This is a genomic window from Pseudomonas sp. A-R-19, assembly GCF_019956575.1.
Taxonomy (GTDB): Bacteria; Pseudomonadota; Gammaproteobacteria; order Pseudomonadales; family Pseudomonadaceae; genus Aquipseudomonas.
Map to the genome: position 1 here is coordinate 98733 of NZ_JAHBDR010000032.1, position 25251 is coordinate 123983.

18 protein-coding genes, 1 tRNA gene and 2 pseudogenes are annotated in these 25251 nt (G+C 55.7%); 5 read left to right on the plus strand and 16 right to left on the minus strand.

Annotated features, from left to right (window positions below):
* Position 1 precedes the first annotated feature (1 nt).
* Positions 2–1600, minus strand: a complete 1599-nt coding sequence (locus tag KGA88_RS03455; protein WP_223588976.1) for an anti-phage dCTP deaminase — start codon at positions 1598–1600, stop codon at positions 2–4.
* A gap of 1406 nt (positions 1601–3006) precedes the next feature.
* Between KGA88_RS03455 and KGA88_RS03460 the strand changes: the two genes are divergently transcribed.
* Together KGA88_RS03460 and KGA88_RS03465 are read left to right on the plus strand one after the other, a co-directional pair.
* Positions 3007–4572: an AAA family ATPase gene (locus tag KGA88_RS03460; RefSeq protein WP_223588979.1), complete on the plus strand. Its 1566-nt coding sequence runs from the start codon at positions 3007–3009 to the stop codon at positions 4570–4572.
* Between the two features lies 1 nt (position 4573).
* A complete protein-coding gene (locus KGA88_RS03465; RefSeq protein ID WP_223588984.1) occupies positions 4574–5647 on the plus strand; it encodes a hypothetical protein in 1074 nt (357 codons plus the stop codon).
* A gap of 429 nt (positions 5648–6076) precedes the next feature.
* Here KGA88_RS03465 and KGA88_RS03470 read toward each other — a convergent pair whose 3' ends face one another.
* The 10 genes and pseudogenes from KGA88_RS03470 to KGA88_RS03515 form a co-directional block, all read right to left on the minus strand.
* A complete protein-coding gene (locus tag KGA88_RS03470) occupies positions 6077–6352 on the minus strand; it encodes a hypothetical protein (RefSeq protein ID WP_223588988.1) in 276 nt (91 codons plus the stop codon).
* Positions 6349–7328: pseudogene (locus KGA88_RS03475) on the minus strand (integrase domain-containing protein). Before KGA88_RS03475 ends, KGA88_RS03470 begins: the two are co-directional and overlap by 4 nt.
* A 905-nt stretch (positions 7329–8233) precedes the next feature.
* The gene (locus tag KGA88_RS03480) at positions 8234–9562 is read right to left on the minus strand and encodes a tyrosine-type recombinase/integrase (RefSeq protein WP_223588992.1); all 1329 of its coding nucleotides are present in this window, start codon (positions 9560–9562) and stop codon (positions 8234–8236) included.
* Positions 9563–9726: 164 nt separating this feature from the next.
* Positions 9727–9802: transfer RNA gene (locus KGA88_RS03485), tRNA-Thr, on the minus strand.
* Between the two features lie 78 nt (positions 9803–9880).
* Positions 9881–10705, minus strand: a complete 825-nt coding sequence (locus KGA88_RS03490; RefSeq protein WP_223588995.1) for an FkbM family methyltransferase — start codon at positions 10703–10705, stop codon at positions 9881–9883.
* Positions 10706–11047: 342 nt separating this feature from the next.
* Positions 11048–12277 (minus strand): methyltransferase, encoded by a 1230-nt coding sequence (locus tag KGA88_RS03495; RefSeq protein WP_223588997.1) that lies wholly within the window; start codon positions 12275–12277, stop codon positions 11048–11050.
* The gene (locus KGA88_RS03500; RefSeq protein ID WP_057712426.1) at positions 12258–12947 is read right to left on the minus strand and encodes an ABC transporter permease; all 690 of its coding nucleotides are present in this window, start codon (positions 12945–12947) and stop codon (positions 12258–12260) included. The genes KGA88_RS03495 and KGA88_RS03500 overlap by 20 nt, the downstream gene beginning before the upstream one ends.
* Entirely contained in the window at positions 12944–13639 is a 696-nt protein-coding gene (locus tag KGA88_RS03505) for an ABC transporter permease (protein WP_110660005.1), read from the minus strand. The genes KGA88_RS03500 and KGA88_RS03505 overlap by 4 nt, the downstream gene beginning before the upstream one ends.
* Positions 13640–13717: 78 nt before the next feature.
* On the minus strand, positions 13718–14464 hold the full coding sequence (locus KGA88_RS03510) for an ABC transporter substrate-binding protein (RefSeq protein WP_223589000.1): 747 nt from the start codon (positions 14462–14464) through the stop codon (positions 13718–13720).
* Positions 14465–14477: 13 nt separating this feature from the next.
* On the minus strand, positions 14478–15251 hold the full coding sequence (locus tag KGA88_RS03515) for an ABC transporter ATP-binding protein (protein WP_007972784.1): 774 nt from the start codon (positions 15249–15251) through the stop codon (positions 14478–14480).
* A gap of 564 nt (positions 15252–15815) precedes the next feature.
* On the opposite strand from KGA88_RS03515, the gene gabP reads away from it, so the two are divergent.
* Entirely contained in the window at positions 15816–17207 is a 1392-nt protein-coding gene (gabP, locus tag KGA88_RS03520; RefSeq protein WP_110660007.1) for a GABA permease, read from the plus strand.
* Positions 17208–18059: 852 nt separating this feature from the next.
* On the opposite strand, the gene KGA88_RS03525 is transcribed toward gabP, so the two are convergent.
* From KGA88_RS03525 to KGA88_RS03540, 4 genes are all read right to left on the minus strand, one after another.
* Entirely contained in the window at positions 18060–18515 is a 456-nt protein-coding gene (locus KGA88_RS03525; RefSeq protein ID WP_110660948.1) for a hypothetical protein, read from the minus strand.
* 6 nt (positions 18516–18521) lie between these two features.
* Positions 18522–18938, minus strand: a complete 417-nt coding sequence (locus KGA88_RS03530; protein ID WP_223589002.1) for a hypothetical protein — start codon at positions 18936–18938, stop codon at positions 18522–18524.
* 36 nt (positions 18939–18974) lie between these two features.
* Positions 18975–19949, minus strand: coding sequence for an alpha/beta fold hydrolase (locus KGA88_RS03535; RefSeq protein WP_110660946.1), 975 nt, complete (start codon positions 19947–19949; stop codon positions 18975–18977).
* Positions 19950–20017: 68 nt separating this feature from the next.
* Entirely contained in the window at positions 20018–21076 is a 1059-nt protein-coding gene (locus KGA88_RS03540; RefSeq protein ID WP_223589004.1) for a YhcG family protein, read from the minus strand.
* A gap of 254 nt (positions 21077–21330) precedes the next feature.
* On the opposite strand from KGA88_RS03540, the gene KGA88_RS03545 reads away from it, so the two are divergent.
* The gene (locus KGA88_RS03545) at positions 21331–21780 is read left to right on the plus strand and encodes a carboxypeptidase regulatory-like domain-containing protein (protein WP_223589006.1); all 450 of its coding nucleotides are present in this window, start codon (positions 21331–21333) and stop codon (positions 21778–21780) included.
* Between the two features lie 105 nt (positions 21781–21885).
* A pseudogene (locus KGA88_RS03550) lies at positions 21886–22065 on the plus strand (sigma factor); the annotation flags it as partial.
* 64 nt (positions 22066–22129) lie between these two features.
* On the opposite strand, the gene KGA88_RS03555 reads toward KGA88_RS03550, so the two are convergent.
* Positions 22130–25183 (minus strand): beta strand repeat-containing protein, encoded by a 3054-nt coding sequence (locus KGA88_RS03555; RefSeq protein WP_223589009.1) that lies wholly within the window; start codon positions 25181–25183, stop codon positions 22130–22132.
* Positions 25184–25251: the final 68 nt, after the last annotated feature.

The window sequence follows — 25251 nt, forward strand, 5'->3', positions numbered from 1 at the left end:
TTCAGTCTGCTGAGAGTTTAACATCCAGTTTCGCAAGAAGGTTTGGAATTTCACGACCGACTATCAGTTGTTCAAGCTGAAGGTAGGTGTCGATATACCGAACGATACGGGGCTGATGACCCATTTCCCGCCAGTCTACGGCCCTCCCATCGTCATCTTTACGCGGCCGACTCGGCTCAAAAATTTCTTGATACTGACGTGGGGCGATGCCTTGGAACGGCTCAAAATTCACCTGGGTTCTCGATGCGGTCGGGGCATCAATGCTAATCGAGTCCTGATGTAACTGCTTGGCTTTGCTCTTCGGATACGGCTCGATATAAACGACACGCTTGATACCACTCGCCACAATATGCCGAGCACACATATGGCAGGGAAATGTCGTGCAGTACAGCGTCGCTCCAGCGACGGACACCCCTAAGCGTGCGGCTGACATCAGCGCAGCCATTTCAGCGTGAACGCTCCTGCCGAACTCTAGAATATTCATTATCCTACTGTTTTTAAGTATTTTTTTGTCTGTCCCGGAAATCAAATTTTGTACCAGTGAGCTAATATCTTTTTCTGTTGCCTTGGCGGAAAGTAAGCCATTTGTATTTAGGCGCTCGAGCATTTCTCCCAAAACCTGTACCCGCTCGTCTGCCATTGAGTCGACACCTTTTTGGAAATCACGAGCGTCATCTTTATCCCCCGGCCAATACAAATCGCCTCCGGACTTAGGGACGTCGTTGCATCCTACTGCGATAATATCTCCCTCTGGTTTTAAGATAGCAGCACCAACTTGTCGGTTTAGATCTGCTGACCGCAGCGCGGCAGATCTAGCGTGATATATGCCATGCTCGTCGCGTGAGGGTGTGAGGAAGGAATTCCCAAATATGAGTTGTAGAAAACGACCTATCTGAAAATCTATGGTTGATTTGTTCCTCCCGTCAACAAAAAGGTCAGCTAAGGGAAAAGCATCTTTTACATCTTGGCCGAGAGGGATGCTTTCTTCCTGTTCGTCCTTTTGAACTAACGCCTCGGCAATGGCACGTGGGTTAGTTCCCACTCCAAACTGGGATCTGCTTATTTTTTCAGATAAGGCGGTTACGCGGACATCGCGAGGTGAGTAGACCGAAATAAGAAAAAATCCTTTTCCATACACGGCCCGGAGCATTTCAACTTCTTTAGGATGCTTCAATGACCTCAAAATAAACGCGTGTCTTGAGGGCTTCCCACCGCTGTGGTCATCTCGAAGTTGGCGGATTGCTGCTAATCCCAGCATCGCTACTGCGGCGCCCTCGTTACCCTCAACCCTGAGTCTCGTTCCCGCGTCCATGAGCGCAGTTATGCGTTCAGCTTCAGGCTTCGAGTTGTGAGAAATATCAAAAAAGCTTTCTATCTGTTCGCTGAGCCTCACGACATGAGGAGTGTACTCGAGGCCATTAAGCTGGCTTTTCAATACCGCGATAACGGGGTCAAGGTTTACGCCAATCGGCCCTACTAACCCAAAGACCAGTTCGGGGTCTTTCTTGGGAGTTAAAGAGGAGACCTCCACTTCGGCGGGCGAGCCCTGATCAAGTTTTCGCCGATTTCGGCTTCTGCCTCCTGTGGATTTTTCGGCCATCACATCACCAAATTTTTGGTTTTATCGGTCTGAAGGATGCGTCAAAGGAGAGCAGGATGACTTATCGGTTTACGGCGCCTGTGTCTCCAACCTTTACCTTAGCTAGTTTTTCTCAAATATCCTGTTGCCGGAAGGCGAATTACCATCGGCTGAGAGATTCTTTCGCTTCGGTGCTTCCAAACCTCGAAAGCACTCAGTTATGAACGGCTGCTACCGGCCGAGGCTGTGTAAAAACGGTTTTCAGCGCGATTGGAGCCCAGTGTTGGACTGAAAATCGCATTTCTACGCAAAATCCAGATCGGCTGAGCAGCCGATAATTTTCAGATTTCGCATAGACGCGCAAACTTCAATTTTGACGAAGCGTTTTTACACACTCTGGGCCATAAGCGGTCAATCACGACAAGCAGAGTCAACCTGATAGCTTACGTCCAACATCAATATCACCCCTAGAGGAGGGTGGAGTTACGGAGAATCCGGAATGGGGGATACGGTGCAAAATGATGAGTCCAATTTGCAAAACCAACTTGGATTGGTTATTGAGCGCGTGACCGAAGTGGATGGCCAGGATCAGGGGGGAGGTATCCCTCCCCCCATCAGCCTAGGAAACAAATCTGTCTAAAAGACCGTTAGCAATAAATGCTAGCGCCCAAAGACTGACTTCCACCTGTACCGCTTTTGTCTGCAACTTGAACATGGCAAAAGCCCTGCGAAGTGCTGACAGCGCTGCCAACTTTTAAGGGTTGGTTATTTATAAAGCGCCTTGCCGGGCGCTTGCTTTTGGCTTACCGCGAATGGCCGCAAGCATCGGCTCCAGTGTTTGAGGTATCCGATCGGCACCGCCGGGAACGGGCTCGTACACAATCACCTTAAGCGGCCTGACGGGGTCGCAGTCAGAGGAGTCACCCCCCTAAGACGTCCTGGCTTAGCGAGGATCGCCCTAATTCAATCCTACCCTAGGAAGTTGAGTTAGAGCGCGAAATTTCACAACCCTTTAAAATATATGGAAACGCACGTATCCGCCTCCCGCTGAAACACCTCGAGAAAGAAGCGGGACAGATTTTTTTCTCCTGCTCTTAGCGTCCACTTCTGGCCGTTTTCTGCCTGTGGTGACCGGCTGAAAACGGCCAAAAGCGGCCAAAAGCGGCCAAAAGCGGCCTGCGGATTGGTTGCCCAAAACATTGAACTGCGGAATATTTTTTGCGCATTTTTCCTACACCAGATTCTCGATTAAAATACTATAGCAAGCGCAGAAGCCTGATAATCCAACCATACCGAAACCATCCCTTGCCGCCGCGCTTGACTGTACTATTAAATGAATGATATATAATGGCGAATTGACATGTTAAGATAGTTCATCTTACATAATCCACATGGCCCATGTGCATATCTATAAGTTGGAAGGAACCATGCTTGAGTCAATTCGAGTTAGAAATTTAAGAAGTTTAAAAGATACGGATAGAGTATTGCTGCGTCCTCTCACGATTCTGCTAGGCGAGAATAGTTGCGGCAAAAGCACTTTCTTGCGCACGTTTCCGCTGCTTAGACAAAGTGCTGAGTCAAGTACAAGAAGCTCTATTCTTTGGTTTGGGAAATATGTCGATTTCGGCGATTTTGATGAAGCGTTAATCCGGGAGGAAGGCGCCAAAGAAATCGCCTTTGAGTTTGGATTGACAGTTCCATCCGGTATATATTACGGCCCTGCAAGACATATGTTCCGGAGCAAATCTCATTTCGAATCAAAAATTTATATTTCACTCCGGCTAGCGTCCCTTGGCAAGGACGGTCTTACACGAACTGCGGGAGTGGATCTTGAAATTGACGGGAATTCAATTAAAATTGATATTTCCGAAGCCGGGAAAATCTCATCTATAACTGTAAATGACAATACTTATAATGACTATTGCGATTCGTTTGATTATCAGCCCGCATCTAAGATTTTTCCCATTATCGGGCCTCGGCAAAGCTTAGGTAAAGACAGAATTTACAGTGGTTGGTGGGGTTCGATCACAAGCCAACGCGTAAGTGATCGACTGCTAAGCATTCTCTCTCGATACTCCCATAAACGGAGTAGTAAAGAAAAGCTCCTGGCGCATACTCATGTTGCTCGAATCGGCAGTAACGAAGACATGTTTATTGGATTTAGGGCGCTGGATGATACAGTTACTTGGAGAAACAAAACAGCTCAAGTAGACATTAGCGACTCGAGCTATATTGAATATCGAGATTTACTACTGCTCAGCAAGCTATCACTGTTGCTGCACAATATTGATGATGTCTTGGATTATACTTTTCGCAGGGTGAGTTATATTGAGCCTGTGCGCGCCTCCGCTCAGCGGTATTACAGATCTCAGGATTTAGCCGTTTCGGAACTTGATTCTAAAGGCGAAAACCTGGCAATGTTTATCCGTAATCTGTCTGATCGCGACCGTTTGTCGTTAGAAAGCTGGATGATGTCTGAACTAGGATTGAAAATTTCGGCGGCTTTCGATGGAGGGCATGTAAGTCTCCGCATCACTTTCTCACAGTCTAATCAAACTTATAATCTGGCGGATATGGGTTTTGGATTTTCCCAAGTCATGCCTGTACTCGTTCAGCTATGGACGATTTTAAATAAAGCTTCAAAACCGATGATGCAGATATACTCAGTGCCCCACATCTGTGTCATCGAGCAACCAGAGCTTCATTTACATCCACGCTTCCAAGCTAAGTTGGCTGAGATCCTCGTGAGGGCATCCCAGCTAGCAAAGAAAAACCAGACGCAATTATTAATAATTCTCGAGACGCACAGCGAAGTCATTATAAATAAAGTTGGACTGATGACCTCTGACGGTGCAATCCCTAAAGAAGATTCGAGCATTATTTTATTTTCAAAATCATCAAGTACTTCTAATACTCAAGTAGAGTTCAGTCGTTATGACAACTCGGGATCGCTACTGAACTGGCCGTTTGGCTTTTTTGATTTCGAGGTGTAATTTGTTAATTCATCTTGATGATACTATAAGTCAGTTGGGCGATGATCTGACGCCAGGGATAATCGGTTCTTTAGAGGATGTGGCGGCAGTTGTTAGGGCGGGAACACACATTGTTACGGGCAACATCAGCACCCTTAGATATTTAACTAGCCTGGACTGCTTGGGCATTTCTGCTCGATCAGCATTCAGAGGGTTAGCGAATAGGTACGCTCAATTTGCATCGATAAAAAGCATGGTGACAACTTTCGCTGAGATTGTTCTATCTGAAAATACACCTACTACAAGTCGGCGTGGCGATGTGGATGTAATTTCAATCCCTCTCGCATACGTTGCGCAGCTTAATCTCCGAAGCCCGACAGAAATCATATATGAAGAGATTCAGGATGATTTTATCTATGAGATAATCTCACGCTGGTATATCCAAGAAAAATTAAGCCCAGGTTTTTTGAATAGAAACTACCGTCCGGTTCACGGTGGTGGAGGAAGAACTCATGCAGTTTACGCTGAGGCTCAGCAGCGCAACAATCAGTTTTGCCTTTGTGTTACTGACTCAGATAAAAAGTTCCCTACAGACATTTCCGGCACTACTAGCACCGAAGTAAGGGCTGTAAATGATATCCATCAAGCATTATCATCCCACCTAGACTTAGATTTCCATGAAGTAGAAAATTTGGTTCCTTTGAGTTTTCTTAAAGAAAAATGCACATCGCCAACCTCTCAAGCGATTGCTGAGCAAATCAAAGGCGTAGACGCTGCCGGCTTTCCTGAAGCTAAACTTTTTTGGGATTATAAGAAAGGTTTCTCTGTGGGTGGCCTGAAACAGCTGAATGGTGGCTGGGATTACTGGCGTGTGGCACTAGGCTTGGCAAACTTGCCATGCCCTGATACCTGCACTCCACAACGATGCCAATGTGAAGTTTTGAAGCCTTGGCCTGAGAAGAGAGCCGTTAAAGAACAAATTCATCAATACGCGAAAATGGATCCGTCCGAATGTGAATTATTGTCGAGTCTGTGGGCTGATATTGGAGGATCGCTGGTTAGTTGGTGCGTGTCAGCCATGCCAAAGCCCGCATAAAGAAAATAATTTTTTTGGCCTTGATCTTGATGCCGATCTAATTTCGATACCCGAGAACGACAACAGGTCTACTTTGGTAACGCTTTGATTAATCGTTACCAGGGGGCAGAGCGAGAAGGTAGATTGACATCGCAGTTTTGACTTCGGCATGGATGCCATACGAACAGAGCAATCCAGGCTCTATGGAAGCGCCCCAGGTTTCTAGATACATCCGACTGACTTCTTTTGGCCGATTCTGTTGAAAAAGTCGGCCGTGTCTTCAACGACAGAAAAGTACGCGCTTGAGATTGAAATCTTTACTTTGAACAGACGATTCCGGGTTCGGATTTCGCGTAGCGGCGCGCAAAAAAGGCGTTTTTAGCGATCAGTATGCGGGCAGTCTGGAAGAACCGACTTTTTCAACAGAATCGGCCGTTTTCTGACCTTCGTTTAGAGGTTGAACCGCCAGGATTTTCCTAAGCGATGAGTGAGTAATTGCATGGTCAGCAAATAGTAATAGCGCGTTGATTCAGTGTGCTGGTTTAGGTGGTGATTCAAAAACCACGCAAGGTGTTTTCTCTGCCAAGTCCATGGATTGTCACGTTGCCAGCGCTCCGCGATCGCTATTTGGATAGCCTTCGCCTGACGAAGGTGGCGTTTGCGTGTGGTATGCGACCCGGTCAGGACGCCTGACAGGAACAGCTCCATATCGAATGGCTTGTTCATGCGCGACCACCAATATAAGCCGACACCACGTCGATTCGACCGTGCCCCAGCTCATAGCTGATTTGTGCTCGTGCATCCTGATCCAGGCGTCGGTCGAGTTGATAGCAATGGCCACCGTTGATGGGTGCGGGATGGTGGGTGATTTGCTCATAGCGTTCGCACGCATAGGCTGCCCGCAATTCGTGGAAGCCTTTGAGGTCGTGCTGATGGAGGATGTCCCGTGCGGGGCGGACGATTCCCTGCAAGAAATCGAGGTAGCTTTCGTTCGGTGCGAGCAGGTTGCAGCTACCGTCGAACGAGACCTGTTCGGCAAGCCTCAGTGCGTCAAGAATATGATCATCTACCGTAATCCAGCGAGGTGCTGACGCGCCTGAACGGCCACCTTTGGTGCCGTCCTGGATGTTGATTTTGCCAAGTTGCTCTGCTTCACGTTGCAATCGGGGCAGGTTGGCCAAAATGGCCTCGCGCATGCGCATGCCGGTGGTTCGCGCCAACGGCACGATGGCCCCGGCGCGCGGCAGCTGATGTTCGCAAAGCACGTCGACGATCCGCTTTACCTGTTCGCGGTCTTGGCCTTGCGGAACCGAGCAACGAACATTGGTGCGCCGCATTCCCAACGCCTCACTCTGATTCGGCACTTTCACATACTGATCACCGCGAAGCGCAGCGAGGGTTCGGTTGACGCTGGACAACCGGTTTTGCGCGGTCGCGATGGCTAGCGCACCTTGTTCGACTTGGTTTCGGAGATGGCTGACGTAATCCAACAACGTCTGCCGATCTATCTGCCGCGCATCATTGAACCCCGGCCCTTCCTCTGACCGACACCAGCGTACAAACGCCAGCCAGCGATCACTGTGCGCCTTGACCGTCGCGTAATGCCCACCGCAAACAAGTCTTTCAATGCCAGCGGTCCTGCATAGCTCAGTTGCCGGCCATAGCCAAAATTGCGCCCATCTCGCCTACCCACCAATCCCATGATCGAACTCCTCTTCAAGTCAAACCTTTGAAGCCTTTCCCCACGTCATCCCGCCAAGAATGCTGAGTGTTATCAGGGATCAAGGCCCCTGCGACCTGTGAGGGTTGTCCACTGACGCGGGACTGGCGGCTCTTTACGACCGGGAGCTTGGGCACCTCATGACCTGGCCTCCTGAACACTTCAGATGAAGTGGGCGGGTGGAGGCTGCACTGGCTGACGAGACCAGCGCCGCGAGATCCTGAGTCGGGTGAAGGCAGTGACGCGATGACCGGGGCATGCCTGACTGTCAGTCAGGTGCAGTCCATTCCCTGGTCTGCGGCATCATCATCTGCATCGCTGTTGCTGGTGACTTCGGTGTTTGTCACGCCGATTGTCACGAGGGGGAATGCCGCAAAGCCTTGTACGAGGTGGGCTGCAGCAGCGGTAGGAGCGCCCGTCTCTTTCCAGGAGAAAGAGACGGGCGCAGGTTGGCGCAGTGAAATGGCCAAGCGGATAGGTTGCTGCAGGGCAGCTATGAGAGGGGGAAGTTGCCGCAGTGGGCACACTGGTAAAAGTAGGCATCCATCACATCGCTGTGACCGTGCGAGCCGCCGGACGCTAATCGCACTTTGGGAGAACCACCACGGTGTGGCGTAGCCTTAAAGGTTCTGGCTACCTGGGTTGCTGTCAAAGACAGAGCTTTGCCCGATCTTTTCTACGCCTGTGGATAATTTGGGTCAAGGCTCGAATTTTCGGGAATTCTGCGGCTGTGGATGAAATTATCCACCGGTGGAAATCTATGGTTTTCCACAGACAATTTGCGTGGGCTTTAGATTTTTTAAGGGAGGTCCATCCAAGCAGGGCGGCTTTGCAGCCCCGCTTGGATGGACCCGCGTTGAAGGGCGGACTGCGGTGATCTTATTGGCTTACCCACGTTTGGATGCGCCACGGCTATTTTGTAGGGCGGTAATGTTGTCGCCGACCGGGTGAGCGAATTCGTGGGGCGTCACATGCCCATGGCGGTTGGCGTCGATGTAGTTGCTCCACCACGCCATGATCAGCCTGCGCTGTTCGAGGAATTCGGCCTTGTGGATATAAGCGGCGCGCACGCGGTTGCGTTCCTTGTGACTCATTTGTCTTTCGATGGCTGCGTCCGTCCATAACCCGGACTCAAGCAGGGCGCTACAGGCCATGGTCCTGAAGCCGTGGCCGCACACGTCCTTACTGGTGTCATAGCCGACGTTGCGGAGCATGGTGTTCACCGTGTTCTCGGACATGGGCTTCCAGTACTTGTGGTCGCCCGGTAGCACCAACTCTGAAAAGCGACTCAGGCTGCGCAGGCGCTCCAGTATTTCGATGACCTGCGGCGATAGCGGAACCATTTGAATGTCGCCGTTCATCTTGGTCCCGCGCGTAGAGTTGCGTACCCCTTCGATCGGTGCGCGCGTATCGGGGATTTCCCACATGGCGCGTTGGAAGTCGAACTCGCTCCATCGAGCAAAGCGCAGCTCGCTGGAGCGGACGAACACATGCAGAGTCAGGAGCACGGCAAGACGCGTCAGCTCGCGGCCGTTGTAGTTGTCGATACGGTGTAGCAGTTCGGGTAGGCGGTTGAGAGAGAGGGCCGGGCGATGGACTGTGCGCGGCGCGTGAAGCGAGCCTGCCAGATCCAGTGCAGGATTCATGGTGATCTGCCGGGCTCTTTTGGCCCCGCGCATGATGGTGGATAAGTAATTCTGTACCCTTAACGCCACATCCATGGTGCCGCGTTCCTTGATGCGCTGAGTGATCTCTAGCAGGTCGTGGGTATCGAGTTCAGCGATGGGGCGTTGGCCGATCAGTGGGAAGACGTGGGTACGCAGTCGGCTCATCACGGTTTTTGCGTGTCCTTCGGTCCAGCGACGGGACATGTCGGCGTGCCACTCCAGAGCAACGGTTTCGAAAAGCAGTGCCGCCCTCTGGGCTACGATCTTGGCCTTCTTCTTTTCTTCCATTGGGTCGAGATTGTCGAGCAGCAACGCCTTGGCTTCGTCTCGCTTACGTCGTGCGACGGAAAGGGTAACGATGGGGTAATTGCCGATGATGAGCGTACCTTCCTTGCCGCTGGGCTTGGTGTACTTCAAGCGCCAGGTCTTCACGCCATTGGGTTTGACGAAAAGGTACATGCCGCCGCCGTCGAACAGTTTGTAGGCGCGTTCGCGGGTTTTGGCCGTGCGGCATTGCAGGTCGCTGAGAGGGATCGCTAGACGTGGCATAGGGGTACGCGCTCCTGACCGGAAAATCGCAGTACCCCTAACATACCCTCGGGGAAGGGGGATTTTATTGGATCCCGACAGAGGGTCCTGGAACGAAAAAACCCGCCAAAGGGCGGGTTTTCGGGGCTTCCAGAGCATTCGATGGAATGCAATGGAGCCTAATGTGGTGCCGGCACCAGGAATCGAACCCGGGACCTACTGATTACAAGTCAGTTGCTCTACCATCTGAGCTATACCGGCGTGTCAGGGCGACGATTATAGCGATTGGATAGGTTCTGTAAACCCCTGAATTCTGACTATTTTTGCGTGAGCTTCAGGTCAGGCGCGCAGTAGGGTTTTCTTGAGTTTCTGAATGGCTTGCCAGGTACGGCTGTTTTGCATTGCGCGCAGCTGTGCTTCGGCCTGTTCGGCGCGTTGCAGGGCAGCGGCGAGCTGGTGTTCGGCGTCGCTGACGGGGTGGCTGAAGTTGTGGCCTTTGCAGAACTGGAACTCGTCCAGGTTGCATGGCGGGATGTCGAAGGCGGGTTTGAGGTTCAGGTGTTCTTCGGCGAGGTAATAGGTGTTGATGCCGTCGAACAGGATCGAGTGGTAGCCGGCGTCGGTGACGAGGGTTTCCCAGGCCTGGTCGCGGGCCCAGGGGGTTTCGATGAGGATTACCCATGGCCGCCATTGGTTGAAGTCCATGCCGCGCAGGACGGTTTCTTCGTGGCCTTCCACGTCGATTTTCAGGAAGTGGATGGCGCGGTCCCGGGCGTGTTCTTCGCAGATGGAGCTCAGGGTGCGGGACTTGATCGTCTGGCTGCGCACGTCCATGCCGGCGTCTTCGTGCATTTTCGCCATGGCCGGGTCGAGGGTCGAGAGGCCGGTGTCGGCGATGCCGTAGAAGGTCAGTTCGTCCGCACTTTCCCCGGCCGCACATTGCAGGTTGGTGTCTTTGGGGCGTTTCTGGCACAGGGCTTCGAAGTAGTTGGGCATCGGTTCGACGTTGATGCCGGTCCAGCCGTTGTCGTAGAACGCCTTGGTGACCGAGTCATGCGTGGGATCGTTGGCCCCGACGTCGATGTAGAAGCCGTTCTCGACGGTTTTGAGGGCGCGCCACAGGCGTATGTCTTCAAAATTCTGTGCGTAAGAAATGAACGTCACTGGCGCATCCTGTCGGAAGAATGTTCTTGTTCGTGGCCGCACTGCTGGCGCCCTGATGTTTGTGTATATCAAGAGAAGTGCAGCGGTGCAATTTCCCCCGTCAGCGGTCCCGGATTAGGCGTTTATGTCGTTTTCATTAAATGCTTATGCACAATGCCATTGGCCGCGCACTGGGTTTAGGCCGAAATTGTGGATCCGTTCTCATTTGTTCGCAAATGCCTGTTTTTTCGATTTTTTATGCTCTGTACAAAAATTGAACAGTTTGCTTTCGCCCATGAAACAGGCGTGGATATTGGATCCACGATAATTTCATCAACAGAGTTATCCACAGGCTGGGTGTGTTTAAGCGCGTTCGGCCAGGAGCAGGAAATTACGCGGCGTGAGCGGCGTTTCGCAGAAAGTACCGACTCGGACGCTGTAGCCCTGCTCGGCGAGGAAAAGTGCCCGGTCAAGGACCAGCCAAAGCTCCAGCGGACGTCGGAAAAGTCCGCGTAGCAGCTCAAGGTTGCGCACCTCGGCCAGTCGCTGCCAGCCGGCGGCTTCCAGGGCTGGCCAATCTTGCGGGCCGATTGTGGATAACTCTTTGAGTGCGGCCAGGTGATGGCAGTAGTCGGCGAAGGATTTGTCCAGCCAGGCGCTGGGCAGGGATGGGGTTGGCAGGTACTCGTCCATGCCGCGCAGTTGCCGTTGCAGCAAGTCGAAGCCCAGGCGCCGGGCCATGGAGGTGTCACGTTGCCGCCGCACACGGGCGCCGGCTGTGACCGTTTCGCTCATTGGCAGCGCAAGATCGTCGAGGGAAAGCTGTAAGCCGGAGCCTTGGGCGGCCGAGGAAATCGGCAAGTATTGGGCAAGACTGATCCGGTTGTAGCAACACGGCGCAATGGCGAGTTGTTTGCAGCCTGTGGCGCTGGCGAGTTGAATCAGCCGCACATGCAAATCACCGCAGGCGTGAAGCGCGACGGGTGTGTGATGCGCACTTAGTAAAGTGGCTGCGTCCGCCGCGAGCACATCCTGTTCGATATGCAGCGCATGCAGGTGATGACGCTGGCTGAGTGCCTGGCCGCTGGTAACCAGAGCCGGGTCGTACTCCAGGCACGTCAGTTGCTGCCCCGGTTGCAGCAGGCGGCGCCCCAGATGTCCCTTGCCCGAGCACCAGTCCAGCCAATGCCGCGGTGCCTCGGTAAACTGCAATCGGCTGGAGAAGGCTTCGATCTGCTGCCATTTACGCCCCGGTACATCGACGTTCAATCGATGGCCGGGCGCTTCGAGCATGCGGGCGGGCAATTCATCCACGGCACTCAAGGCAATGGACATCATTGCCAAGGAAGCAAAGGGTTCTGGTGCATTGAGAAGGGCAGGCTGGTTGTGAGCGTTTTCTGCGTCTTCCAGTGTCCGCTCACGTAACCATGCGGCCAGCTCCGGGTAGGAAGCTTCCCAGGGAAGCCGCAGATGAGTGAACGGCCGAGGTTTCCACAGCGCCTGATGCTCTGTCAGAAAAGCATCTAGCGCGGTGAAACGGGCGAGTAGGGCCTCGCCCGTCAACACGCAATCCTCAACGCCCCTGGCAGGCATCGACGCGCAACCAGCGCTCCAGCAGCTTGAAGCCGCGTACCAGCACGTAGGCCATCACCAGGTAGAACATGCCCGCGGCGAAGAAGATCTCCACCGGCAGGTAGGTCCGGGCAATGATGGTGCGGGCCATGCCGGTCAGTTCCAGCAAGGTCACGGTGCTGGCCAGGGCACTGGCCTTGAGCATCAGGATCACTTCGTTGCTGTAGGCCGGCAAGCCGATGCGCGCGGCGCGCGGCAGCATGATGTAGAACAGCGCCTTGGGTTTGGACATGCCCAGTGCTCGCGCCGCCTCAATCTCGCCCGGTGGAATCGCCTGGATGGCGCCCCGCAGGATCTCCGCGATGTAGGCCGCCGTGTGCAGGGTCATGGTCGCCGTGGCGCACCAGAACGGATCGCGCAGGTATGGCCACATCGAGCTGTTACGGATCGCGTCGAACTGTGCCAGGCCGTAGTAGACCAGGAACAGTTGAACCAGCAACGGCGTGCCACGGAAAAAGAAGATGTAGCCGTAGGGAAATGCCCGCACCCACCACAGGCGCGATGAACGGGCGATGCCCAGCGGAATGGCCAGCAGCAAACCGGCGATCACGGCGATGGCCACCAGCTCCAGGGTCAGGGTCGCGCCCTGGGCCAGTTTCGGCAGCCACTTGATGATGACTTCCCAGTTCATTGGGTGCTCCTCGCGAAGCCGCGGGCGGCGCGTTTTTCCAGGAAGTACATGCCGGTCATCGCCAGCACCGTCAGGCCCAGGTACATGAATGCGGCGACCATATAGAAGGTGAACGGCTGTTTGGAGACGGTCACGCCGATTTGCGCGTGTCGCATGATTTCTTCCAGGCCGATCACCGACACCAGCGCGGTGTCTTTCATCAGGATCATGAACAGGTTGCCCAGACCCGGCAGGGCGATGCGCCACATCTGCGGCATGATCAATTTGGTGAAGATGCGCCATTTCGACATGCCCAGGGCCACGCCGGCTTCACGATGGCCTTTTGGAATGGCGAGGATCGCACCGCGAAACACTTCCGTGGCGTAGGCACCGAAGCACAGGCCCAGCGCAATCACGCCGGCGGCGAAAGCGCTGAGTTCGAGGTCGGGGTTGCCGAAAAACTCGCCCAGGGCACGCATCAGGTTGACCGTGCCGAAGTAGATCAACAGCACCCAGAGCAATTCCGGGATGCCGCGAACCAGGGTCGAATAGGTGCCGCCAAGCCATTGCAGCGGCTTGTATGGGGAAGTCTTGGCCAAGGCGCCGAGCAGACCGAGCACCAGCCCCAGGCACAAGGCCGAGAGTGCCAGTTTCACAGTCATCAGCGCGCCAGCGGCGAGCGCCGGGCCGAATCCGTAGAGGTCGATAATCATGGATTTCTTTTCAAATCGCGGCAGGCAAGGCCGGGGACCGGCGCCGTCAGAGGAGGGCGTCGGTCCGGCAGGTCAGAATCAGTAGATGCTGAACGGGAAGTACTTGTCGTTGATCTTCTTGTAGGTGCCATCAGCGACGATTTCTTTCAGCGCGCTGTTCAGCTTCGCGCGGATCGGATCGTTTTTACGTACGGCGATACCGATCTTGTCGCTTTCTTCCACAGGGTCGCCCTTGAATTCGTAAGGACGGCCGGCGTCGCTTTTCAGCCACTCGTAGTTGACGTACTTGTCGGCCAGGATGCCGTCCAGACGGCCGGAAGTCAGGTCGAGGTAGGCGTTTTCCTGGGTGTCGTAGAGTTTGACTTCAACGCCTTCCATATTGTCTTCCAGCCAGGTGCCAGCGAGGGTCGCACGTTGTGCGCCGATCACTTTGCCTTGCAGGGAAGCCTTGTCGGTTTTGAAGTCGACGTCTTTCTTGGCGATGAATTGCAGCTTGTTGGAGTAGTACGGGTCGGTGAAGTCCACCGCTTGCTTGCGCTCGTCGGTGATCGACATCGAGGAGATCAGGAAGTCGAACTTCTTGGCGTTCAGGGCCGGGATGATGCCGTCCCAGTCGGAGGTCACGACGGTGCACTCGACTTTCATCTTGGCGCACAGGGCGTCGCCGATCTCTTTGTCGAAGCCGACGACATTGCCACTGGCATCTTTATTGTTGAACGGCGGGTAAGCCGCTTCGATGCCCATCTTCAGGGTTTCGGCCATGGCACCGGCGCTGAACGCCAGGGTGACGGCGGCAGCCAGGAAGACCTTTTTGTAGTTCTGCATGTGGGTAGCTCCGTTAGCGGTTGCTGGACATGAATTGTTTGCAGCGCGCCGAAAGCGGGTTTTCAAATACCTGCTGTGGCGATCCTTGCTCTTCTACCAAGCCCTGGTGAAGGAACACCACTTCGCTGGAGACCTGACGGGCGAAGCCCATTTCATGGGTCACGAGCAGCATGGTGCGGCCTTCTTCGGCCAGTGCGCGGATGACATTAAGTACTTCCTGGACCATTTCCGGGTCAAGCGCCGAGGTGGGCTCGTCGAACAGGATGACCTTGGGCTGCATGGCCAGGGTGCGGGCGATGGCTGCCCGTTGTTGCTGACCGCCGGACAACTGCGCCGGGTAGGCGTGGCGTTTGTCGGCGATGCCGACCTTGGCCAGCAGGGCTTCGGCGACTTCGATGGCTTCGGCCTTGCTCTGGCCGAGTACGCGGCGCGGGGCTTCGATGATGTTGTCGAGCACGCTCATGTGCGGCCAAAGATTAAAGTTTTGAAACACAAAACCGATTTCGCTGCGCAGGCGATTGATCTGCTTGCCGTCGGCGGCAACCAGTTCACCGTTCTTCGCGGCCTTGAGCTTGAGTTCTTCGCCGGCGACCAGGATCTGGCCCTGGTGCGGGTTTTCCAGCAGGTTGATGCAACGCAGGAACGTGGACTTGCCGGAACCGGAAGAACCCAGGATCGAGATCACGTCGCCGTCGCGGGCGGTCAGCGAGATACCTTTGAGCACCTCCAGCGAACCGTAGCGTTTGTGCAAGTTGCGGATTTCAAGCGCGGGCGTGGCCTCAGCCATGTGCGTTCCTCATATATGTTGCGCTCCTGCTGTTGGTGGCCTTCCTGGCGAGGCGGCCAACCTAGCATAGCGTTTCAATGGCAGCCAACAGCGCTACGGGCGGTAAACGGCTGGCGTGTGGCAGGTTGTCGCATCGGCGCAGCAGACTGTCGCCCCATCAACAACCGAACAGCCGTTTGAACCTTGCCTGTCGATAAAAAGCGCGGTGGCTGTCGCAAAAAAAGGCGCGATGTTGCCAGCTTTGACAGGGTGTTGGAAGCGCTATCCGGCCAAATGCACTGGTTGTGCACTTTTAATGTGCGCAGAGCCATTTTCAAGTGTGTTTCCAGTGCGCGGATTTGCCCCGCAATGTGGGTCGCAGGGTAACGCTCTGGCAAAGTGCCATTAAATTCAATGGGTTGCGATGACCATCCGGTCAAAGCGAGATCGCCGGACTAGAGGGATTTGAAACATTTTGGCGCAATTATTGCGTGCAGAATCCAGAACGCCCCGTTGGCTTCTTTTTACGAGAAGGATCGCCGAACGGGATGCATGCATTCGCTTCTCCTTACAAAGGTAGTTTCAATGAGCAGTACCCAAAGCTCTAATGGCCTCGAACAGGGGCTCAAACCGCGCCACGTGACCATGCTGTCGATTGCCGGGGTTATCGGCGCCGGCTTGTTCGTTGGCTCGGGTCACGCCATCGCCGCCGCAGGTCCGGCTGTACTGTTGGCTTACGCCGCCGCCGGCATGTTGGTGGTATTGGTCATGCGCATGCTCGGCGAAATGGCCGTTGCCTCGCCGGACACCGGTTCGTTTTCGACTTACGCCGACCGCGCGATCGGTCACTGGGCCGGTTTCACCATCGGCTGGCTGTACTGGTGGTTCTGGGTGCTCGTCATCCCGTTGGAAGCCAACGCCGCCGCGACCATCCTGCATGCCTGGTTCCCGGGTGTGGACATCTGGGCCTTCGCCCTGGTCATCACGATGCTGCTGACCGTGACCAACCTGTTCAGCGTGAAGAACTACGGTGAGTTCGAGTTCTGGTTCGCCCTGATCAAGGTTCTCGCGATCATCGGTTTCATTGTGCTCGGCGTCATGGCGATCTTCGGCTTCCTGCCTGGCAGCCAGGTCAGCGGCGTTTCACACCTGTTCGACACCCAAGGCTTTCTGCCAAACGGCATGGGCGCGGTGCTGGGTGCCATTCTGACCACCATGTTCTCTTTCATGGGCACCGAGATCGTGACCATCGCGGCCGCGGAATCGAAAGACCCGGGCAAGCAAATCTCCAAGGCCACCAATTCGGTGATCTGGCGGATCGGCTTGTTCTACCTCGTATCGATCTTCATCGTCGTGGCCCTGGTACCTTGGAACGACCCGGTACTGGCAAGCCTGGGTTCCTACCAGACAGTGCTTGAGCGCATGGGCATCCCGAACGCCAAGATGATCGTCGACATTGTGGTACTGGTTGCTGTGACCAGCTGCCTGAACTCGGCGCTCTACACGTCGTCGCGGATGTTGTTCTCCCTGGGCAAGCGCGGCGATGCGCCGGCCATGTCCACCCGCACGAACAAAAGCGGTACGCCGTACTGGGCGGTGATGTTGTCCACTGGCGCTGCGTTCCTGGCAACATTCGCCAACTACGTGGCTCCGGCTGCCGTGTTCGAATTCCTGCTAGCCAGCTCCGGCGCCATCGCATTGCTGGTGTACCTGGTGATTGCGATCTCGCAACTGCGCATGCGTAAGCAGCGTATTGCACGCGGAGAAAAAATCGCCTTCAGCATGTGGCTGTTCCCGGGCCTGACCTACGCGGTGATCGTCTTCATCGTTGCGGCCCTGACCATCATGCTGTTCCAGGATGCCCATCGCGTGGAAATTCTCGCGACCGGCTTGCTCAGTGCCCTGGTAGTAGCGACCGGCTTGCTGGTGGCTCGCCGTCGCAAGCTGGAAAAACGTGGCGCGGCAGTGCTGAACTGATCCATATCGCGTAACGCAAAACGGCCGCTGTCAGTGATGACAAGCGGCCGTTTTTGTTTCTATCAAAAAGGTTCTTCACGCAATTCCGGGAAACCCCGATAACGCAATACCTGTAGGAGCCGGCTTGCCGGCGATGGACTCCAGTGCGCCGCGTTTATCCAGTCCACACGCGTTATCGTTAACGACCATCGCTGGCAAGCCAGCTCCTACAGGAGACCGCGTCCAAGTCGAAATGATGTGAACGCCAATCTGTAGGAGCCGGCTTGCTGGCGATGGGCTCTAGTGCGCTGCGTTTATCCAGTTTGTACGCGTCATCGTTAACGACCATCGCTGGCAAGCCAGCTCCTACAAGGGACCGCGTCCTGGTCGAAATGATGTGAACGCCAAACTGTAGGAGCCGGCTTGCTGGCGATAGACTCAAGGGCGCCGGGTTTATTCGGTTCGTACGCGTTATCGTTAACGACCATCGCTGGCAAGCCAGCTCCTACAGGAGACCGCGTCCAAGTCGAAATGATGTGAACACCAATCTGTAGGAGCCGGCTTGCTGGCGATGGGCTCTAGTGCGCTGCGTTTATCCAGTTTGTACGCGTCATCGTTAACGATCATCGCTGGCAAGCCAGCTCCTACAGGAGACCGCGTCCAAGTCGAAATGATGTGAACGCCAATCTGTAGGAGCCGGCTTGCTGGCGATAGAGGGCGCCGGGTTTATTCGGTTTACACGCGTTATCGTTGACGATCATCGCTGGCAAGCCAGCTCCTACAAGGGACCGCGTGGCCGCCAAACCAGTGAAAGACCAAAAAAAGGCCGCTGTCAGTGATGACAAGCGGCCGTTTTTGTTTGAGTCGTAACCGTTACTCGGCTTTTTCTTCCGGCACTTCCAGCGATTCGCGGTAGACGTCCAGCGCAGCGCCGAAATCGGTGATGAACTGCGGCTCGCTCAGCCATGCCTGGGCGGCGTCGCGGTCCATGCCGTCGGCCCACATGCGGTAGTCGATCAGCATGTCGGCGGCCAGGTGGGTGGCGGCCATGCCTTCGTCGTCGGCGTTTTCCATGTCCAGCAGTTCTGGATGGTCGATGATGATAAAGGCGAGGTTCGTCAGCAACACCGAGAGCATTTCGCTGCGGCTGACGGCTTCCGCATCACGCATTTTGCTGAACATCGCCAGGGTGTATTCCGGGATCGGTTCGGCGAGGTGGCCCAGGTCATCATCGTCCAGCGCGGCGGGTTTGCGACCGTGGATGTTGATCTGCTTGGCTTTGGCTTTTGCGCGCTTGGCGCGTTTCTGTTGCTTGTTCAGGGAGGCCATGGGAACTCAGTTCGGTTTCTGTTGGGTTTGCGCGGCAATGGCGTCGGACGCCGCCACGTAGTCAGCCTGGAAGGTCGGTGATTCGATCCACGCCAGGGCGCCGGCCTCGTCGGTTTCGGTCGCCCATTGGCGATACTCGATCAGCGCGGCAAGGATGAAGTCCATCGCGCCTTCTTCGCCTTCCTGCTCGTACACCAGTTCCAGCAAAGGGTCTTCGAGGAAGGCCGTGCACAGGGCTTGCTGACTGATTTTTTCGGCGTCGATCATTTTCTTGAACAGTTCGGTCAGGTCCACCGACTCGAAGTCGATGCGATCATCGTTCGGATCCAGCTCGACCGGCGCGGCAGCCCGCTGGGTGCGGTTCTGCTTGGCCTTGGCCTTGGCGCGGGAGGCGCGTTTTTGCTGCTTGTTGGCGGAGGCCATGGGCGTCGTTCCGTGTTCGTTGAAAGGGCAAAAGGCCTAGTTGCGTGGCACTCGCCGCCCGGGGGTATCGGGGGCCAGTTCGCCGTTTTGCAGCCAGGCCAATGCAATGGGCCATAGTGTGGCTTGGTATGGGCTGCGAAAAAAGGCGAAATGTCCGACTTCTTCTTCGCCGATGTCTTCGGGGTGGATGCGCAGATGAGAGTTTGTGCTGCCGGTGAAGTAGCCGAGCAGGCGTTCGATGGCCGGGATCGTGCCGTAGGGATCGTCGCTGATGCTGATGGCCAGGGTTTGCGCGGTGACGCCGGCAAAGGGCAACTGCCCGGAGATTGTGCTGATCGCGCGGCCGCTGGAGCGTTTTTCGAAGCGGGCAGTGGAGAGGCTCCAGTCACGGACCACGCCGGCGGGTGTGTCTTCCAGCCAGCCAAGGCGTTTGCCAGGAAAGTAGCCGTAGATCATCGTCACCAGTGGCATCAGCACATGCCACTTGGCGAACATGCGCCAGCGATGGGCAGGTGCATAGTCGCGCCAGTAGGCGAATTGCGCACCGACTGTCACCAGGCGCCGGATCAGGTGCCCGGACGCCCCCAGGCCCGCTGCGCAGCCGCCAAAGCTGTGGCCGACCACATCGATAGGCTGCCCGGGGAACTCACGCTGCGCGCGCTTGAGCATCGCCTCGAAATCCAGTGCTCCCCAATCGGTCCATGAAGCCTTGAGGCCTTTGAGCGATGCCGGCCGCGACTCGCCGATGCCGCGGTAGTCATAGGTGATGACATCGAAGCCATGGTCGAGCAGATAGTCGGCGAAGCGCGAGTAATGGCGACAACGGACCGAAGTGGCGGCATTGATGATAACGACCGGACGAGCGGCGTCCGGGGAGGGGTGTCGCCAGGTGAAACCACCGAGGATAAAACCGTCTGCAGCGGTTTCCTTGAACGGTTCACCGGACGCAACGCGTTGCAACGGCAACTCGATTTGAGCTGGGGCGAGTGAAGGCGTTTCCTGCAAATTCATCGGCGTCGGACCTTTGCGGGTAGCTGCCAACAATAGTCTTGATGCCGTTGATGAACAATCCATTGACCTCAACGCATTGGTTGATCGAGCAGTCGTTCTTCAAGTGCCGCCTGCTCCCGATCCAGTGCGTTACGGAGTTCCTCTTCGCTCGGCAGGACAAGCCTGTACTTGCTGGCGAGCAGTTGCTCGTTGCCTTCCTGCACTGAGTAACGCACCTCGGATTCATCCTTTTGCGCACAGAGAATGATGCCGACAGTGGGGCCGTCTTCCACGCCGCGTTTCAGGTCGTCGTACATGCGCACGTACATGTCCATCTGTCCCACATCCTGATGGGTCAGTTCGCCGCGCTTGATATCGAAGATGACGAAACACTTGAGCAAGTAGTTGTAGAACACCAGGTCGATGTAGAAGTCTTTGCTGTCGGTACTGATGCGTTGCTGGCGGGCAATGAACGCGAAGCCCTTGCCCAGTTCCAGCAGGAAGCCTTGCAGTTGTTCGATCAACGCTTGTTCGATCTCGCTTTCCTGAAGCTTGCCGGCATTGGGTAAACCAAGAAACTCCAGCACTACCGGATCTCGGATGAAATCCCGGGGGCTGGCCTTCATGTTCTGAATGTTGGTGGCGGCCTCCTGCTTGAGGCTGCCGCGATCGCGGCTTGCCAGCAGGCTTTCGTAGTACAACGTATTGATCTGGCGTTCCAGGGCGCGGCTCGACCAGTTTTGGGTGGCTGATTCGTTCATGTACCAGAGACGAGCGCTGTCGTTGTCTACCCGAAGCAGGCGGCGGTAGTGGGTCCAGCTCAATTCGTGACGCAGTGCGTCACGAATTGGAAAGGCTTGATAGAACAGACGCATGTACAGAAGGTTGGAAGCGTCAAATCCCTTTCCGAATTCCGCCGTCAGCACGTTGGCCAAAGTCAACGGTAACTCTTTGCCATACCTCGCCCGTCGCGCGCCGTTCTGTTCGAACTCAACGATGTGTCGCCCAATCTGCCAACAGGTTTGCACCTGGACGGTATCGACCGCCCGCAGCACTTTCTGACGTGCCTGATGGATCAGTTTGCCAAGGTTGCCAAGCAGTGAAGTCAGATAGGGGTCGTGAGGGGCGTTGGGTGTGGGGGCCGTCATGAGGTCTTCCGCTGCAGTTTGGACAGCGAAAGAGCATGACAAGCGAGCAGCCTTTGAAGATGCCGGGAGTTACTGAAAAACGGGCAGGAAATACCGGGTTAGCTGGCAGGATATGTCGCAGGGCAGGCGAGGGCTGAGGAACAAATGGCGTAGTACGTTTCGTACTCAGGCCAAATCAATCTAAAACACCTCCCTGCGACTGGGAATCCAAAGGATGTAACGATTGGGTTCTGCAGAACCCGGGAGTCGTCATCATGAAGTACCTCCATTCACTCCTGTTGCCACTCACCGCCGTCGGCGTGTTGATGTTTCCATCGATGTCGCCCGCCGCCAGCCTTGATCCAATCGACAACGCTGGCGTGCAGGTGCAACGCCAGGAGCAAAACGGCATCGCCTACCTGTCCGGTGGTATCGGCGAGGATGAGTCCAAGGCCATCCAACAGACCACCGGCTATAACCTGCACATGACGTTCTCTGTCGGGACGGAAAATGAATACATTCCTGATGTGAACGTCGTAATTCAGAAAGCCCCCGGGCAAACCGTGCTGACGCTCAGTGACGCCGGTCCGCTGGTTTACGTGAAACTGCCTGCTGGTAAATACACGGTCATTGCGACGCGCAATGGCGAAACACGGCATGACGTTGCCGATGTTGGCAGTGGTGCAGCGCGCAACCTGGTTTTCCACTGGAATGACGCGAGTTAACCAGAAGCTCTAGACCATGGATCGGAAATAAACCCTGAATCATGCGATTCAGGGTTTTTGGTTTTTATCGCCTGCGTAAGTCTGGCGTTGAAGGTTTGTAGCGCAATGAAAGATACCCTGCTGCTGAGCTTTCAAGAGCATTACGATGACTTGTTGAGCGTCCTCACCCGGCGCATGAGTGACCGGCAGCGCGCCGCCGACGTGGCGCAGGAAACCTATCTGAAGCTATTGAATGTTGATGAGTCGGTGGCGGTGCTCAATGACCGCAGTTTTATTTTTCGCCTGTTATCGCAGAAAAACAAAAGGCTACCCAAGGCAGCCTTTTGTCATGCCGATACGATCACCCCTATCAGGCAATCAGGTCGGCAGTTTGCAAGTTGCTCACACCCAGCAACTGGATTTCGAACTCGGCGGCGGTGTCGGCGTCGGTGCTGCCGTAGAGAATGCCATCGGCGAACCGTACCTGCCCTGTGGCATTGCTGCTGAATGCACTGGAGCCAATGAAGCTGAACGCATCGTTGGCCGCCGTCAGCAAGTTGGCGTCCAGGGTCGACAGGTCGATCTTGTCGCCTTCGCTGCTCTTGAAATCGCCAATGACATCGCGCAGGGCGGCGCCCAGGCCCATTTCATTCAAGGCATTGAAGTCGAATTTGTCGGCCCCGGCGCCACCATAAAGCTTGTCCAGGCCCGTGCCACCGATCAGTAGGTCATTGCCGGCGCCACCGGTGAGCGTGTCGTTGCCGGCACCGCCGTTGAGGGTGTTGGCAAGCGCATTGCCGGTCAGCGTGTCGTGATAGGCGCTGCCCGTGAGGTTCTCGAAGTTCAACAGGGTGTCGGAACCGGAACCACCGGTGGCTTGCGCAGTGGTCAGCCCCAGGTTGGCCGTGACCGCTGCCGTGGCATAGGCATAGGACGCGGTATCGATACCGGCGCCGCCATTGAGGACGTTGGTGCCGGCCCCGGCGTCGATGACGTTGTTGAGGCCGTTACCGGTGCCGTTGGCAGCGCCGGTCGACAGCAGGCGCAGGTTCTCGACATTGTCAGTCAGGGTGTAGGCGCCGAGGAAGCTGTAGACGGTATCGATGCCACCCGTGCTGGCGACAGCATTGGTTTCACTGACGACATCGCCGGCATTGTCGACGTAGTAGAGGTCGGAGCCATCGCCGCCGATCAGGCGGTCGGCACCGGCGGCGCCGTTGAGTTGGTCGCTGCCCAGGCCGCCGCTGAGGGTGTTGGCGGCCGCGTTGCCGGTCAGCTTGTCGTTATAGTTGCTGCCCGTGAGGTTCTCGAAGTTCAGCAGGGTGTCGGAACCGGAACCACCGGTGGCTTGCGCGGTAGTCAGCCCCAGGTTGGCCGTGACCGCTGCCGTGGCATAGGCATAGGACGCGGTATCGATACCGGCGCCGCCATTGAGGACGTTGGTGCCGGCCCCGGCGTCGATGACGTTGTTGAGGCCGTTACCGGTGCCGTTGGCAGCGCCGGTCGACAGCAGGCGCAGGTTCTCGACATTGTCAGTCAGGGTGTAGGCGCCGAGGAAGCTGTAGACGGTGTCGATGCCACCGGTGCTGGCGACAGCATTGGTTTCGCTGACGACATCGCCAGCATTGTCGACGTAGTAGAGGTCGGAACCATCGCCGCCGATCAGGCGGTCGGCACCGGCGGCGCCGTTGAGTTGGTCGCTGCCCAGGCCGCCGCTGAGGGTGTTGGCGGCCGCGTTGCCGGTCAGCTTGTCGTTATAGTTGCTGCCCGTGAGGTTCTCGAAATTCAACAGGGTGTCGGAACCGGAACCACCGGTGGCTTGCGCGGTGGTCAGCCCCAGGTTGACCGTGACCGCCGCGGTGGCATAGGCATAGGACGCGGTATCGATACCGACGTCACCATTGAGGACGTTGTTGCCAGCCCCGGCGTCGATGATGTTGTTGAGGCTGTTGCCGGTGCCGTTGGCAGCGCCGCTCGACAGCAGGCGCAGGTTCTCGACGTTGTTTCCCAGGGTGTAGGCGCCGAGGTAGCTATAGACGCTATCGGTGCCGCCAGTGCTGGCCGTGGCATTGGTCTCGCTGACGATATCGTCGACATTGTCGACGTAGTAGATGTCAGAGCCATCGCCGCCAGTCATCCGGTCGGCGCCACTGCCGCCATCGAGGGTGTCGTTGCCGCCACCGCCATTGAGGGTGTCGTTGTCCGCGCCGCCGTAAAGGATATTGGCCAAGGCATTACCGGTTAGTGTGTCGGAATCATCAGTACCGATGACGCCCTCGATAGACACGAAAGTATCGTAGCCTTGGGACGTATATTGCGAGCCGGTGTTGGACAGATCGACGGTGACACCATAGTTGGAATAGGCATACGAAACAAAGTCGGTGCCCCCCGCGCCATTGAAAATATTGTTGTACGAGTTGCCGACAAAGGTGTTGTTCAGTGCGTTACCTGTGCCGTTGATACTGCTATTGCCGGTCAGAATCAGGTTCTCCAGGTTATCACCGAGCGTATAGCTGATTTGTGCCTGAACGACGTCGGTACCCTGGTTGGCTAGTTCAACAAGCGTATCCAGTGCATCCACGATATAGGTGTCGTCTCCCAGGCCACCCAGGAGCCTGTCGCTGCCCGCTGCGCCGTAAAGTACGTCATTGCCGGCATAACCATTGATGATGTCATTGCCGGATGAACCATAGAGCGAGTCATTCCCGGCAGTTCCTTGCATGTTGTCATTGCCGGATGTACCGCTGACGATGCTGAATTTGTAATAACCGGCGACCCCTGTGTTACCGGGGGTGGTTTCCAGCCCGAGAATGGCGGATTCATTGCCCGATTGCGGCAGTTCATACCAGGAGGAGCCGTCGCCAGTCGAGTAACCGGCACGGGCAACGGTTCCTCCCAGGCCATCGGTGCCGCCACTGGCGCTACCGGTCGTCCAGTTGACGGTTTCATATCTGAAGATGACATCGAAGTTGCCGTTGCCCTTTCCAACCAACTGGAGTTGGAAGGCATTGAGCTTATCTACCTTGCTGTTGTAGTAACCGACGTCATCCCAGGTAACGGTCAGCGTGCCATTGCCTGCGGAATTGAAGTCGTAATAGACCAGGTTGCTGCCCGTCGATGTGCCACCCGGCGTGGCACTGACCGTTCCACCACGGGTATCGACGTCGGCAAAAAAGGGAGCAATCATCGGCCTGCTGGAATCTTGCATGCCGTAGGGGGTATAGGTGGAAAGACCGCTACCAAATGTGATGTTTCCGTTGTTGTTGACGGAAATGTCGGTGTAGTTGGTGCCGAAGAAATTGAGTCCGGCCGCCCCGAAAACAGTGCTGATATCAATGTAAGAGGTGTAGCTGTCATCGTTTCGAGTCAGTTGGTTCTCCCCGAAACCCGCTGCACCACCTAGACCGTTTATCAAGCTAGCCATATCAACACCCCTGTCGTTTATTTTTAACTTACTTGTCAGTTTGTTTTCGGGACAACCATGAAACTTCG